This window comes from Methylobacterium sp. OAE515 (genome assembly GCF_041806315.1).
Taxonomy (GTDB): Bacteria; Pseudomonadota; Alphaproteobacteria; order Rhizobiales; family Beijerinckiaceae; genus Methylobacterium; species Methylobacterium tardum.
The window spans coordinates 1,841,862-1,854,431 of the sequence record NZ_JBGMUV010000001.1; the positions used below are offsets into that span (position 1 = coordinate 1,841,862).

The 12,570-nt window shown below is 68.5% G+C and carries 13 protein-coding genes; 2 read left to right on the top strand and 11 right to left on the bottom strand.

Annotated elements, in window-relative coordinates; genetic code table 11:
* Nucleotides 1-304: 304 nt before the first annotated feature.
* From ABIE45_RS09075 to ABIE45_RS09100, 6 genes are all read right to left on the bottom strand, one after another.
* Nucleotides 305-1,756: a pilus assembly protein TadG-related protein gene (locus ABIE45_RS09075; RefSeq protein WP_192706411.1), complete on the bottom strand. Its 1,452-nt coding sequence runs from the start codon at nucleotides 1,754-1,756 to the stop codon at nucleotides 305-307.
* The gene (locus tag ABIE45_RS09080; protein ID WP_192706412.1) at nucleotides 1,747-2,454 is read right to left on the bottom strand and encodes a TadE/TadG family type IV pilus assembly protein; all 708 of its coding nucleotides are present in this window, start codon (nucleotides 2,452-2,454) and stop codon (nucleotides 1,747-1,749) included. Before ABIE45_RS09080 ends, ABIE45_RS09075 begins: the two co-directional genes overlap by 10 nt.
* A complete protein-coding gene (locus ABIE45_RS09085; protein ID WP_373622248.1) occupies nucleotides 2,454-2,990 on the bottom strand; it encodes a TadE/TadG family type IV pilus assembly protein in 537 nt (178 codons plus the stop codon). The genes ABIE45_RS09080 and ABIE45_RS09085 overlap by 1 nt, the downstream gene beginning before the upstream one ends.
* An 84-nt stretch (nucleotides 2,991-3,074) precedes the next feature.
* Nucleotides 3,075-3,857 (bottom strand): flagellar type III secretion system pore protein FliP, encoded by a 783-nt coding sequence (gene fliP, locus ABIE45_RS09090; protein WP_192707332.1) that lies wholly within the window; start codon nucleotides 3,855-3,857, stop codon nucleotides 3,075-3,077.
* Nucleotides 3,858-3,874: 17 nt separating this feature from the next.
* Nucleotides 3,875-4,930, bottom strand: coding sequence for a flippase-like domain-containing protein (locus ABIE45_RS09095; protein ID WP_192706414.1), 1,056 nt, complete (start codon nucleotides 4,928-4,930; stop codon nucleotides 3,875-3,877).
* A 64-nt stretch (nucleotides 4,931-4,994) separates the two neighbouring features.
* Nucleotides 4,995-5,453 (bottom strand): hypothetical protein, encoded by a 459-nt coding sequence (locus tag ABIE45_RS09100; RefSeq protein WP_192706415.1) that lies wholly within the window; start codon nucleotides 5,451-5,453, stop codon nucleotides 4,995-4,997.
* 179 nt (nucleotides 5,454-5,632) lie between these two features.
* Between ABIE45_RS09100 and ABIE45_RS09105 the strand changes: the two genes are divergently transcribed.
* Both ABIE45_RS09105 and ABIE45_RS09110 read left to right on the top strand, forming a co-directional pair.
* A complete protein-coding gene (locus ABIE45_RS09105; RefSeq protein ID WP_192706416.1) occupies nucleotides 5,633-6,946 on the top strand; it encodes a capsule biosynthesis protein in 1,314 nt (437 codons plus the stop codon).
* 100 nt (nucleotides 6,947-7,046) lie between these two features.
* Nucleotides 7,047-7,331, top strand: a complete 285-nt coding sequence (locus ABIE45_RS09110) for a hypothetical protein (RefSeq protein WP_192706417.1) — start codon at nucleotides 7,047-7,049, stop codon at nucleotides 7,329-7,331.
* Between the two features lie 125 nt (nucleotides 7,332-7,456).
* Here ABIE45_RS09110 and ABIE45_RS09115 read toward each other — a convergent pair whose 3' ends face one another.
* The 5 genes from ABIE45_RS09115 to fliF all read right to left on the bottom strand — a co-directional run bounded on the left by ABIE45_RS09115 (nucleotide 7,457) and on the right by fliF (nucleotide 12,552).
* Nucleotides 7,457-8,818, bottom strand: a complete 1,362-nt coding sequence (locus ABIE45_RS09115; RefSeq protein WP_192706418.1) for a sigma-54 dependent transcriptional regulator — start codon at nucleotides 8,816-8,818, stop codon at nucleotides 7,457-7,459.
* Between the two features lie 79 nt (nucleotides 8,819-8,897).
* A complete protein-coding gene (gene fliN, locus ABIE45_RS09120; RefSeq protein WP_192706419.1) occupies nucleotides 8,898-9,230 on the bottom strand; it encodes a flagellar motor switch protein FliN in 333 nt (110 codons plus the stop codon).
* Nucleotides 9,231-9,240: 10 nt separating this feature from the next.
* On the bottom strand, nucleotides 9,241-9,852 hold the full coding sequence (locus tag ABIE45_RS09125) for a FliH/SctL family protein (RefSeq protein ID WP_192706420.1): 612 nt from the start codon (nucleotides 9,850-9,852) through the stop codon (nucleotides 9,241-9,243).
* Nucleotides 9,849-10,895: a flagellar motor switch protein FliG gene (locus ABIE45_RS09130; protein WP_192706421.1), complete on the bottom strand. Its 1,047-nt coding sequence runs from the start codon at nucleotides 10,893-10,895 to the stop codon at nucleotides 9,849-9,851. Before ABIE45_RS09130 ends, ABIE45_RS09125 begins: the two co-directional genes overlap by 4 nt.
* 25 nt (nucleotides 10,896-10,920) lie before the next feature.
* Nucleotides 10,921-12,552 carry a flagellar basal-body MS-ring/collar protein FliF gene (gene fliF / locus ABIE45_RS09135; RefSeq protein ID WP_192706422.1) on the bottom strand — a complete coding sequence of 544 codons (1,632 nt, stop codon included), beginning with the start codon at nucleotides 12,550-12,552 and terminating at the stop codon, nucleotides 10,921-10,923.
* Nucleotides 12,553-12,570 lie beyond the last annotated feature (18 nt).

Genomic DNA, 12,570 nt, shown 5'->3' on the forward strand with positions numbered 1-12,570 from the left:
GGCCGAGTCGTGCCTGGCACCGCCCGGATGCGCGAACGTGGTTGTGCCTCCACGCTGCCGCGCAGGCAGCCGGTCGGCATGATGCGAAGGCTTGTCGATCTTCCACCCCGTCATTCCGGGGCCGCGTAGCGGAGCCGGGAATCCGGAACCGCCGGCGCACCGAAGGTAAGCACCCACGGCGGATCTGGTTTCCGGGCTCGCCTGCGGCGCCCCGGAACGACGGGCTGGCTTTGTCGCCCACGCGGATCCGCCGGTTCGGCAGCCCACCGCGCCGAGGATCGGGAAAACCCGGGTCGCCCGGTGTCTACTGCGTCAGGTGGGCGACCTGCAGGGCCTTGTCGAACATGGCGTTGAGGGCGGACGTGATGTCCGCCGGGGAATTGGCCGTGAAGAAGAAGCCCGGCGACGCGCAGCTCTGCAGGGGGGTCGCCAGCGTCGGGCTGAACCCGTTGACGCGGTTGTTCTCCCAGGCGATGCCGCCGCCGTAATCCTTGAAGTTGATGATGTTGTACGGGATGTACAGGACCGAGACCGTCGCGCCAGCCTTCTTCAGGGCCGCGCATTGGGACGGATCGATCTGAGCGGGCTGGGATCCGTCCCAGTTCCCGGCTGCATAGCCTCTGAACGTCGAGGGATTGCCCGGGTAATAGTATTTCCCGCCGCTATTTGTGGAGTAATGCTGGCTATTCTGCATCCCGTCGGTCACGAGGAAGACGAAGGGCTTGCGTGCTGTCGTGCTGGAGCCGTCGTTGAAGCCGCCGGACGCCGTGATGGTGCTCTGCATCTGCGGCAGGACGACCTCGAAATGCGTGCCGCCGGCGCCCGTGCCGGTGCTCGGGTCGTTGTTCGTGTAGAGCTGCGTGGTGCCGGTATCCAGAAGGTTGGTGAGCGCAAGGGGCCAGGGCTGGCCCGAGCACTGGGCAGCCGTGTTCAGCGTCGCGATGGAGCTGTTGATGTCGGCGAGCACGCCCATCTGGTTGATGAAGGGGTAGAGGCCGACCCGGTACTGGTTCTGCATCGTCGGGTTCGAGGCCCGGGTGATGAGGGAGCAGACCGCGCTGTTCAGCGCGTCCGACCGCAGCTGGATATTGCCCGAAGCGAGGCTCCAACCCTTGTAGCCCGGAAAGTGGCAGGCGAACTGGCAACCCTGCTTGTAGTCCGACCAGTTGTCGGTGTTCTGGGATGCGAGTTTCGCCATGCCGTCGGTCGTGGCCGGCAGGCCCATGGAACCGGAAACGTCGAGCAGGAGGTAGAAGTCGAGATAGCTCGGAAGATCGGCCGTGGCCGTAACGGTGTTGCCGAATGTCGTGGTCGGCGTCCGGAACATCTGGCCGAAGTTGTTCTTGACCGTGGCCGTGTAGGTGATCGTCGAGGTGATCGTCTGGCCCCGGCGGGAGATCTGCGGCGCCTGAAGCTGGACTTGCGCGAACGGCACGTTGCCGGTGTTGACCGTGAAGGCGTTGGTCGCCTGCGCGGCTCCGGCGGCGAATGCGTTGGCGCTCAGGTTGGTCTGGCCCGGATTGGCCGCGAAATAGGCCTTGCTGGCGACGACACCCGCGATGGCGGCCGCGTCCGCGGCGGCATCGACCTTCGCCTTGTCGGTGATCGCCACGCCGTAATCGACGCCGTAGCCGACCAGGCCGATCAGCGGGATCAGGCTGAAGGCGAACATGATCGTCACGTTGCCGGATTGGGCACCGCGCAGGGACGCGGCCCGGTCCCGGAGGCGGCGGGCAGGGTTGCGGATCAGGGGCATTTCGTGGCGATCCCGTCGTTGCCCGTCGGGTCGAGATCGACGAGCGAGGCGTAGCGCGGCTGCACGTACATCGAGCGGGCGATCCGCATGGCCGGGATGAACCGCGCGCCGAATGACGGCCGGAACGTGAAGACTACGTCGACCGCGATGAGGGAGCCCGGACCGAAGACGGAGCGCGGCAGCGTGGCGCGGCTCGGCGCGGCGGTGTTGTCGGCGGGGAGCTGTGCGGGCGTGCAGGGCCGGTAGTTCCCCCCGGTCGTCCCGGTGCTCGTCCAGACGACCTTGGCGGCGTAGCAATTGCTCAGGTCGGTGGTGCCCATGCAATTGGAGGCGGTCTGCGTGAAGTTGACCGACGCGAAGGTGATCGCGATGTCCTGCCACCATTGCAGGCCCTGCCGGGGCGCGTCCTTCATCAGGTAGGGGAACAGGACGAGGGCCGAGTCGAAGCTGAAATGCAGGTCCGCGGCGTTGACGGTGGCGGTGGTGGAATTCTGGGGCGGCTGAGCCTGGGAGATCATCTGGCTGATCGACTGCGCGATCAACTCCACCTTGCGGGTAGCGTTGATGTAGGTGACGAGCTGGATCCCCGCGAGCATCAGGACCAGCAGGATCGGAAAGATCAGCGCGAACTCGACCGCCGACACCGCGCGGGTGTCGGCGATGAAGCCGCGCGTCGGCGATGGCAGGCCGGCGGACATCAGTACAATTCGTTGCGGAAGGCCGCCGTCGAAACCGTCAGGTAGGCGGGCGCGCCGTTGAAGGTCGCGCTGCTGCCGAGGATCGATGCAAAGGCCGCGGGCATGAACGTGATCGGGTAGATCACCAGCAGGTATTGGTAGGCGCCGCGCGAACCCAGCGTGTACTGCCCCGAACCCGGTGTCAGCGTCGGGATCGCCAAGCCGCTTACGTCCGATTTGACGAAGCTGTAATACCCGCTCGGCGAGCCTCCGGGCTGCACCACGTACAGGTTGATCATGACGTTGCTGCATTTGAGCACGGCGGGCAGGTAGCCGCACAGAGCCGTCCTGAACCCGGCCTGATCCATGGACTGGGTCTGTGCCGCGCCGGTCATGATCTGCCGCGACGCGCGCGTGGTGGCATAATCAAGTGATTGATTGATAAAAAGTATAGTGGCTACTGTCATGACAAACAGAATAGCCAGGATGAACAGTCCGGCGACGAGGGCGAACTCGACGGCTGCGGCGCCTCCACGATCGTGAACAAAGCTGCGCATGGAAAACATGCACCTTGTTCGCATAGGATTGCTAAATGTCGGTTAAAGCAACCCTGAAGACTCCGATGTTAAGTCTATAGGTTGTTATCCACCATAGCTCTGCACCAGCGAGCCCGCCACCAGGGTCCACCCATCGACCAGCACGAAGAAGATCAGCTTGAACGGCAGGGACACTGTGGCCGGCGGGACCATCATCATGCCGATGGCCATCAGGACCGAGGCGACCACGAGGTCGATGATCAGGAACGGGATAAAGAGCAGGAAACCAATCTCGAAGGCGCGGCGCAACTCCGAGATCATGAAAGCGGGGGTCACGATTTCGAGACCGACATCCTCAGGACCTTTCGGCGCCGGAATCTTCGCGAGGTCGAGGAACAGCTTGAGGTCCTTCTCGCGCACGTTGCGCAGCATGAAGGTCTTGAACGGCGCCGATGCGCGCTCGAAGGCCTGAGCCTGCGTGATCCGTCCGGCGATCAGGGGTTCGATCCCGGCGCTGTAGGCCGTCCGCCCGGTGGGCGCCATCACGAAGGCCGTGAGGAACAGCGCGAGGCTGACGAGCACCGCGGTCGGCGGCGCCGTCTGCGTGCCGAGCGCCGAGCGCAGGATCGACAGCACGACCACGATCCGGGTGAAGGCCGTGGCCATCACCAGCACGGAGGGCGCGACCGCCAGGATGGTGATCAGCGCGACCAGCTGGAGCGCGCGCTCGGTCGTGCCGCCGGCGCCCAGATCGAGGGTGACGCTCTGGGCGAGCGCCGGGCTCGCGGCGAGCAGCGCGCCAGCCAGCCCTGCCAGGGCGGCCAGGACATGGTGTCGGGAGCGCGGAATCGGGCGCGTGGAGGTCAGGCGGGTCGGCACGTCGATCATCGGCGTCACGGGCAATATCAGGTCGGTGTCGCCGGGCGCACGTTGGACCGCCGGGCCTCGAGATTCTGCCATACGAGCAGCGCGGGCAGGCCGAGCACCACGTCGGGCACCCGGCGGGCGAGCGAGAGGGCGATGGCCGTGCCGGCATCGATCCCGAACAGGCCGCAGACCAGCACGAGGCCGCCTTCCTGCACGCCGAGGCCGCTCGGGACCAGGAAGGCGGCTGCCTTGATGGCTTGGCTGAGCGCCTCGATCACCAGGATCTCCGAGATGCTGACGTGGTCGATCCCGATGCAGGCCAGGACGACGGCGATCTCGGCCGCGCCCAAGAGCCATGCCAGGGCGTGCAGGACGCAGGATTGCGCGAGGTGGCCGCGCCGTCCCGCCGCCCAGACCGCGTCCAGCGCGCCCTGGATGCGCTGGCTCGGCTCGGGGCGGGCCTCGGTCTCGCGGACGAAGCGTCGTCCGAGGGCGGCGACCCGATCCTCGATCACCCGCACCACACCGGTGCGCTGGAGCGCGAAGAAGGCCGCGATCGCCAATCCTGCGACGGCCAGCGTCCGCAGCGTCCAGTTCGCGAGCTCGGCGGCCTGCGCGCCCTCGACCCGGGTCAGGAGCCCGGCCCCCAGGCCGGCGAACAGGCCGAGCGTTCCGACCTGGAACAGGAGGTCGGCGAGCACCGAGGCGGCCGCCAGGGAGCCCGCGACACCCCAGAAGGTGAGGAGCCGCGCGCCCACGACCTCGCCACCGACCGAGGCCACGGGCAGCAGCACGTTGATGCCCTCGCGCACGAAGCGCAGGATCAGGCAGGCTGCCGCCGGGGCGGGTGACAGCCCATCGAGGATGCGCGCCCAGGCGATGCCGCACAGCACGATCACGAGCGCCCGCACCAGCGTGACGCCGGCAAAGCCTGCCACCCCGATCCGCCCGAACGCCGCGGCGACGGCGCCGAGATCGTTGGTCGCCACGAGCCAGACCGCGAGCCCGAGGCCGATCAGCGTGCCGAACAGGGGCAGGCGGCGCAGCACGGCCCGGGCGGCCCGGCTCTTCCAGGAGACGCGATTGCCGGTCACAGTCGGGGCGTGCGGGTTGCGCGTCGGGAAGGGGGCAAGAACGGCAGCTCCAGGTCTGGGCCGGTCAACCGGCCGGCGGCGATTCGTCGGTCGGCATCGCCGCTAGAGCGGTATTAGGGCCGAATTCGGGGGCCGAAGAACGAGGCCTCCCGGGTTGAAGCACGGCGGCGAGCGCCTCTTCCGGGCTGGCCCCAGGGTCCAGGAGGATGACGCGACCGGCCGCGACGCTGGCCCCCGTCGCGACCGCCACCGCGCGCTTCGGGCAGGGTCCAAGGCATCCGGATTCGACGATGCAGAGCTTCGTCCGGCTGCCCGTCCGCCCATCCTTGGCCGCCTGCTTCCCGGCCCGCTTCAGAAGTGCACGGACGGCGCGCGGGCGCAGGCCCTGCCGCTTCGCACATTTCGCGCACACCACCACGACCTCGGCGAGCTTGGTTTTGGCCAAGCCTTTGGCCACAGCCTTGGCCGAGCAGCCGGCGGGGCGGCGATCCGCATCGCCCTCGAAACGAGGTTCTGTCATCATCCGGAGACTCTAGGACGCGATACGGGAGCTGGGCTACGGTGCCCGTCGCCGCGGTGCGGCAAACGGCGGGGGCGCCATAAAAAGGGCCTAAAAGAACGGGATTCCGAAGCCGCGCACGGGCCGCCCCTCGGCCGGCGCCGCGGCAGCGGAACCGGCGCAGACCCAGGAACACAGAGCGGATGAGCTTCGACGACGTCAAGGACGACACGCGCGAAGGTGAAATCGTGACGTTTGCCGCCTCGGCCGTGCCCGAGCTGCGGCGGAGCGCGGAAACGATTCGGCCGGTTCCCGAGAAGCGCAACGCCCGGGCGCTGATGGCCTCGATCCGCGAGCGCATGGACTGGACGCGCCTGCCGGGCCTCGGCCCGCGCGAGGAGGACACGTCCACCTACGGTTCTCGGATCATCCGGCGTGTCGGCCTGTTCGTCCTGCTGCCGACCCTGGTGATCGGGCTCTACCTGTTCGGCTTCGCCTCCAATCAGTACGTCGCCGAGGCCCAGTTCGCGGTCCGCGGCAATGTCGAGCCGATGGAGAACATCTCGCTCGGCCAGTACACGAACCTGATTCAGAAGCACAACAGCCAGGACAGCTTCATCGTCCGCGACTACATCGGCAGCCAGACGATGGTCGAGGCGCTGGAGAAGAGCATCGGCATCTCCAAGATGTTCTCGCGGCCCGAGGCCGATTTCTGGACGCGCTTCGACCCGAGCGACCCGATCGAGGATCTGACCAAGTACTGGCGCAAGCACGTCGAAGCGCATATCGACTCGATCTCGGGCGTGATCCGCCTCACGGTGCGCGCCTTCACCCCCGAGGATGCCCTGACTATCACCCGTGAGGTGGTGGTCCGGTCCGAAACCCTGATCAACGCCATCTCGAAGCGCGCGCAGGCCGACATGGTCACGCAGGCTCAGGCCGACGCCGCGACGGCGCAGGAACGCCTGCGCAATGCGCACGTCGCGCTGCAAAGCTTCCGCAACCAATGGGGCGTGATCGACCCGATCAAGTCGGCCGAGGGGACACTCACCACCCTGAACACCCTGCGGAAGGATAAGCTGAAGAACGAGAACGACCTGCAGGTCTTGCGCAGCTCGAACCTCGACGAGCGTTCGCGCTCCATCCAGACGCTGGTTGCCAACGGCGCGGCCATCGACCAGCAGATGAAGCTCCTGCAGGACGAGCTGACGAGCGCGGGCGCGGCGGCGGGCGGCGGTCCCAACCTCACGGAAGCCCTGCTCCAGTACGAGGGGCTCTTGGTCGAACGCACGATCGCCGAGAAGCTCGAGGAATCGGCCAGCGGGATGCTCGACCGCGCCCGCGTCGCAGCCAGCAAGCAGCACATCTTCCTGGCGACGTTCGTGCCCCCGGTCCTGCCGACGGACAGCCTCTACCCCGAGCGGGGCCATACTCTCCTCGTGGCGTTCTTCTGCTTCCTGGTGATCTGGAGCTCGTGCTCGCTCCTGGTCGCCGGCATCCGCGACCAGCGGATGTAGCCCGCCGCAGGCGGGCTCTGGATCCCGCGCTTCGCGGTCTGTAGAGGGAAGCGGCCCGGTCTCCGGGCGCCCCGGTGAAACGAGCGAAGTCTAACACTCCATGTCGGATTTCTCCGATCTCGTCGCGAAGGCGATCCAGCCGTCGATGACCCGGGAGGAGCGCGAGGCGGTCTATACCGTGGTGCGGCAGGCCGTGCTCCGTCTGCAGGAGCGGGAGGCGCTGCCGCCCGACGACCCGCGCGTGGCGCTCCAGCGTCATCTCGTCGAGGAAACGATCCGCGACGTGGAGGGCGACGTTGCCCGCTACGCGTCGCTGCGCAAGCTCGAGGCAGCTTTCGCGGCCCAGAACACTGCCGACAAAGCGTCCCAGGCCGGCCGCCGCTAGAGCCTTCTCCGCCGAAGCGGATGCCGGTTAAGCGGCGAGCGCGCGGTCGAGCCAGGACCCGGAGCCGTGCCCGATCGCATCGCGACCGGCACGGCTCCCGCGCGGTCCAGCGGCCCTGAATCCTCTCAACCGCAGGCCATGCTCGCCCGGACGCTGCCGGGCTCGGCCACGTCGAGGCCCGCCGATACATACTCGTTCAGCTTGTTGCGCAGGGTCCGGATCGAGATCCCCAGGATCTTGGCCGCGTGGGTCCGGTTACCGAGGCAGTGATCCAGCGTGTCGAGGATCAGGTCGCACTCGACCTGGGCCACGGTTCGGCCGACGAGCCCACGGGTGGCGGCCTCGGCGACCTGCGCGGCCCGCGCCGCCGGTCCCTGCGCGGTGATCGCCTCGCCCTCCGGCGACAGGATCGCCTCCGGGCCGATCGCGTCGCCCGAGGCCAGAAGCACCGCCCGATGCAGGGTGTTCTCCAGCTCGCGGACATTGCCGCGCCACGGGTTCTTCAGCACCAGCGCGCGCGCCTCTGCCGAGAGCGGACGGGCCGGGACACCGTTCACGGCGGCGTATTTCTTGGCGAAATGCGCGGCGAGCTCCAGGATGTCGGCCGGCCGCTCGCGCAGGGGCGGCAGCTTCAGGGCGACGACGTTCAGCCGGTAGAACAGGTCCTCGCGGAACGTGCCTTTGCGGACCTCCTCCACGAGGTTGCGGTTCGAGGTGGCGAGAACGCGGATGTCCACCCGCACGGGGGCCGTGCCGCCGACCCGATCGATCACCCGCTCCTGCAGCGCCCGCAGCAGCTTCGATTGCAGGCGCACGTCCATCTCGGAAATCTCGTCGAGGAGCAGCGTGCCGCCGTTGGCCTCCTCGAACCGGCCGATGCGCCGGGCGACCGCGCCGGTGAACGCGCCCTTCTCGTGGCCGAACAATTCGGATTCGAGCAGAGCCTCGGGGATCGCCGCGCAGTTCACCGACACGAAGGGCTTGCCGGCGCGGTTGGATTTCTGGTGGACGTGGCGGGCCAGCACCTCCTTACCGGTGCCGCTCTCGCCGGTGATCAGCACCGAGGCCTCGGAGCGGGCGACCTGCTCGGCGAGCTTGACCACCCGCTCCATCGACGGGTCGCGCCAGACGAAGGCGGCGCGGTCGGTGGCGACTGCCTCCAGCACCGCGGCGATCAACTCGGGATCGGGCGGCAGCGGGATGTACTCCTTGGCGCCGGCCCGGATCGCCGCCACGGCGGCCGAGGCATCCGCCGAGACGCCGCAGGCGACCACCGGCGTGCGGATCCGCTCCCCTTCCAGCGCGGTGACGAGGTCGCGGATCGGCAGGCCCACGTCGATCATGATGAGGTCGGCGCCGCGGGCGCGCAGGACGTTGAGGCCCTGCGGCACGGCATCCGCCTGCGTCACGGAGGCGCCGCGCTGCATGGCGATCTTCGAGGCGGTGATCAGCTCGCCGTTGAGCCGCCCGATCATCAGGAGCCGCATGGTTCGTCCCTCTCAAACATCCTGGCGCGGGTTGCGCGCGCGTTGGGTGGGCTGCCGGCGTCGGCGCCCGTCCCGCCCATCATTCGCCCTTGACGATCTCGGTCATCGTGACGCCGAGCCGGTCCTCGACCAGGACGACCTCGCCGCGGGCGACAAGCCGGTTGTTGACGAACACGTCGATCGCCTCGCCGACCTTCCGGTCGAGCTCCAGCACCGCGCCGGGCGCCAGCCGGAGCAGATCGCCGATCGGCATCCGGGCGGAGCCGAGGACCGCCGAGACCATCACGGGCACGTCGAAGAGCTGCTCGAGATCGGCCGCCGTCTTCGGGGTGGTGGGCGCGTCGCGGATCGACCCCGCCGCGTAGTCGGTGTCGTGGTCGCCGAGCTGGGGCAGGCTGAAATCGTCGGACATCAGGATCTCCTCACGGGCTCGTCGGCAGGCCGAGGGCGTCCAGAACCGCCGCCTCGATGCGGGCGCGCTCCCGCACGATGCCGCCATCAGCCCATTCGATGCGGGCGTCGCCCGCCGCCATGTCGGGATCGCCCAGAACCACCAGGCGGCCCTCGTAGCCGCGCTCGCGGGCGAGGCGCTTCACCAGGGTCTCGGCCTCCTCGACGAGGCTGTCATGCACCCGCACCACCAAATGAGGCACGCCGCGCAGATGCTGGAGCGCCGTGCGGGCCGCCTCGCCGATGCCGGCGAGGGGCGCGGCGTCCAGGGCGTCGCCCGCGACTTTACGGGCGATCAGGATGGCCACCTCGACCGCCTGCGCCTCGCGCTCGAGGTCCCGCGCGTCGGCCTGGGCGATCAGGCCCGCCGCGGCCAGCGCCAACCGGGTCATGGCGTCAGCGAGCCGGCCCTGGACCTGCGACTCGGCCTGGATCCGCCCCTCCTGCACGCCGCGCGCATGCGCCTCCGCCTCTGACTGGGCGGCGGCCTCGGCGGCGCGCTGCGCCTCGGCGCTGGGACGTGCGCTGCGGAAATCGGTCTCGAACAGGAACGGCTTGGCGCTCCGGGCGGATTGGGCGCTCAATAGACCAGCTCCTCCTCGGCGCTATTCTTGGCGATCATGATCTCGCCCTTCTCGGCGAGGTCCTTGGCGATCTCGGTCATCTTCGCCTGCGCCTCGTCGACCTCCTTGAGCCGGACCGGGCCGAGGGAGGCCATCTCGTCCGTGAGGTTCTTGGCCGCCCGGGTCGACATCTGCTGCATGAAGAAGGCCCGGGTCCGCTCGTTGCCGCCCTTCAGGGCGCGGCACAGAGTTTCGTTGTCGACCGAGCGCATCAGGGTCTGGACGCTGCCCGGATCGAGCTTCAGCAGATCCTCGAAGGTGAACATCAACTCGCGGATGCGCTTGGCCGAGCCGCGATTGGCCTGATCCAGGGCGGCGAGGAAGCGGCCTTCGGTCTGCCGGTCGAAGGCGTTGAACACGTCGGCCATCATCTCGTGGGCGTCGCGGCGCTGGGTCTGCGCGATGGTCGAAACGAACTCGACCCGCAGGGTTTCCTCGATGTGGCGCAGGGCCTCCTTCTGCACGGTCTCCATGCGCAGCATCCGGTTGAGGCAGTCGATGGCGAAGTCCTCGGGCAGGATGGTCAGCACCTTGGCGGCGTAGTCGGCCCGCACCCGCGAGAGCACCACCGCCACGGTCTGCGGATACTCGTTGCGCAGGAACGAGGCGAGGATCTCCGGATCGACCTGGGCGATCGAGGCCCAGACGCGCTTGCCGGACGCGCCCTTGATCTCCGCCATGATCAGCGAGACCTGGTCGCTGGGGAAAATCTTCAGGAGCAGCGCCTCGGTCCGCTCGAAATTCGACGAGATGCCGCCGCTGTTGCCGAGCTTTGTCACGAACTCGATGATCAGCTTCTCGACGGTCGCCGCCTCCAGCGTGCCGAGCTGGACCATCGCGGCGCTGACCTTCTTGATCTCCTCCTCTTCCAGCATCTGCCAGATCGGCGCCCCTTCCTCCTCGCCGAGCATCAGCAGGAGCGCTGCCGCGCGCTGGGGACCGGGCATCGTCGCGAAGGAATCGCCGCCCGCCGCCGCCAAGGTGTTCGCCAATCCTGCCGCCATCGACCTACTCTCGACTCCCTACGCGTCACTCATCCTGGATCCAGGTGCGCAGCACCTCGACGGTCTCGGAGGGGCTCGCCCGGACCATGTCGACCACGCGCTGGACCGTCTCGGCCTGGATCTGGCCGTTGATCTTGGCGAACTCCATCAGCCGCGCCGTCGGGCTGTCGCGGTCGATGACCGTGACCGTGGCGCCCGGACCCGCGACCACGGACGCGTCGCCGACGATGCCCATCCCGGGCCCGGCGAGCGACGGCGGCGCCGGAATCGGCGCGAGCACCTGACGCACCAGCGGGCGCACGACCGTGAGGAGGACGACCAACGTCAGGAGAGCCAGCACGGCGAACTCGGCCATGCGCAGCACGTCCTCCTTGGTGGGGGCGAGCAGCGACTCGATCAGCGTCGGCTCGGTGAATTGCGGCACGCTCGGCGCCTCCGCGAAGCGCAGGTTCACCACCTCGATCTGGTCGCCGCGCGCCTTGTCGAAGCCGACCGCACTGCGCACCAGGGCGGTGATCCGCTCAAGTTCGGCGGCAGGCCGCGGGCTGTAGGCCGGCTTCCCGTCCGGCGCGGTGGCGTAGAGCCCGTCGACCACGACGGCCACCGACAGCCGCTTGATCCGGCCGCCCTCCGCGATCTCGGTCTTGGTGACGCGGGAGATCTCGTAATTGGTGGTCTCCTCGTTCTTGTTGGTCGCGTCCTTCGGGCTGGGCGCCTTGTCGCCGCCATTGGCACCCGGCAGCTCGTTGCCGACGCTGACCTGCCCGTCGGCATTGCTGGTCAGCGCCGATTCGGTGCGGGTCTGGGCGGAGCGCACCACGCGGCTCTCGGGATCGAAGGTCTCCGAGCGGCTCTCGATGCGGTTGAGGTCGAGCTCCGCGTTGACCTGAACCCGTGCCCGGCCGGGGCCCACGATGCCGGCGACAACGTCCTCGATCTGGCCGCGCAGGCGACGCTCGAGGGCGACCTGCCGGTCCTCGAAACCTTCAGCGCCGTCGGCCTTGGCGTCCCGGGCGCCGTCGGCCAGAAGCCGGCCGCGCTCGTCGACGATCGAGACCCGCTCAGGCTTGAGCCCCTCCACCGCCGAGGCCGCGAGATGGCGGATGGCCCGCACCTGACCGGCATCGAGGTCGCCCATCAGCTTCAGCACGATGGCGGCGCTCGGGCTCTCGCGGTCGCGCTCGAACAGGCGGCGCTCGGGCAGGACCAGATGGACGCGGGCCGCCTGCACCCGGCCGATCGCCCGGATCGAGCGGGCCAGCTCGCCCTCGAGCGCGCGCAGGTGATTCACGTTCTGCACGAAATTGGTGGACGAGAACGCGTCGCCCTTGTCGAAGATCTCGTAGCCGACGCCGGCCTGGGTCGGCAGGCCCTTGCCGGCCAGGTCCATGCGCAGCTTGGCGAGATCGGGGCGGGGCGCCAGGATGGTCTGACCAGCATCGCCCCGGGTCTCGTAGCGGATGCCGCGGCTGTCGAGTTCGCGAACCACGTTGGCGGAATCCTGCATCGACAGGTCGGAGAACAGCACGCCCATGTCCGGGCGCGAGACCCGCAGGATGATGAAGGCGAAGAAGCCGATGAGCGTCAGCGTCACCGCCGCCATGGCGGCGATGCGGGCCGGTCCGAGCTTCGTGACGAGATCGAGGACCGGCTTCACGGGCGGGGTCGCTGCACT

What these genes read in the sequence shown, in the direction of transcription:
- fliP (WP_192707332.1), bottom strand. Translation starts at nt 3,857, where the DNA reads ATGATCGACGTGCCGACCCGCCTGACCTCCACGCGCCCGATTCCGCGC.
- ABIE45_RS09130 (WP_192706421.1), bottom strand. Translation starts at nt 10,895, where the DNA reads ATGGCGGCAGGATTGGCGAACACCTTGGCGGCGGCGGGCGGCGATTCC.
- ABIE45_RS09075 (WP_192706411.1), bottom strand. Translation starts at nt 1,756, where the DNA reads ATGCCCCTGATCCGCAACCCTGCCCGCCGCCTCCGGGACCGGGCCGCG.
- fliN (WP_192706419.1), bottom strand. Translation starts at nt 9,230, where the DNA reads ATGTCCGACGATTTCAGCCTGCCCCAGCTCGGCGACCACGACACCGAC.
- ABIE45_RS09110 (WP_192706417.1), top strand. Translation starts at nt 7,047, where the DNA reads ATGTCGGATTTCTCCGATCTCGTCGCGAAGGCGATCCAGCCGTCGATG.
- ABIE45_RS09100 (WP_192706415.1), bottom strand. Translation starts at nt 5,453, where the DNA reads ATGATGACAGAACCTCGTTTCGAGGGCGATGCGGATCGCCGCCCCGCC.
- ABIE45_RS09080 (WP_192706412.1), bottom strand. Translation starts at nt 2,454, where the DNA reads ATGTCCGCCGGCCTGCCATCGCCGACGCGCGGCTTCATCGCCGACACC.
- ABIE45_RS09085 (WP_373622248.1), bottom strand. Translation starts at nt 2,990, where the DNA reads ATGCGCAGCTTTGTTCACGATCGTGGAGGCGCCGCAGCCGTCGAGTTC.
- ABIE45_RS09115 (WP_192706418.1), bottom strand. Translation starts at nt 8,818, where the DNA reads ATGCGGCTCCTGATGATCGGGCGGCTCAACGGCGAGCTGATCACCGCC.
- ABIE45_RS09105 (WP_192706416.1), top strand. Translation starts at nt 5,633, where the DNA reads ATGAGCTTCGACGACGTCAAGGACGACACGCGCGAAGGTGAAATCGTG.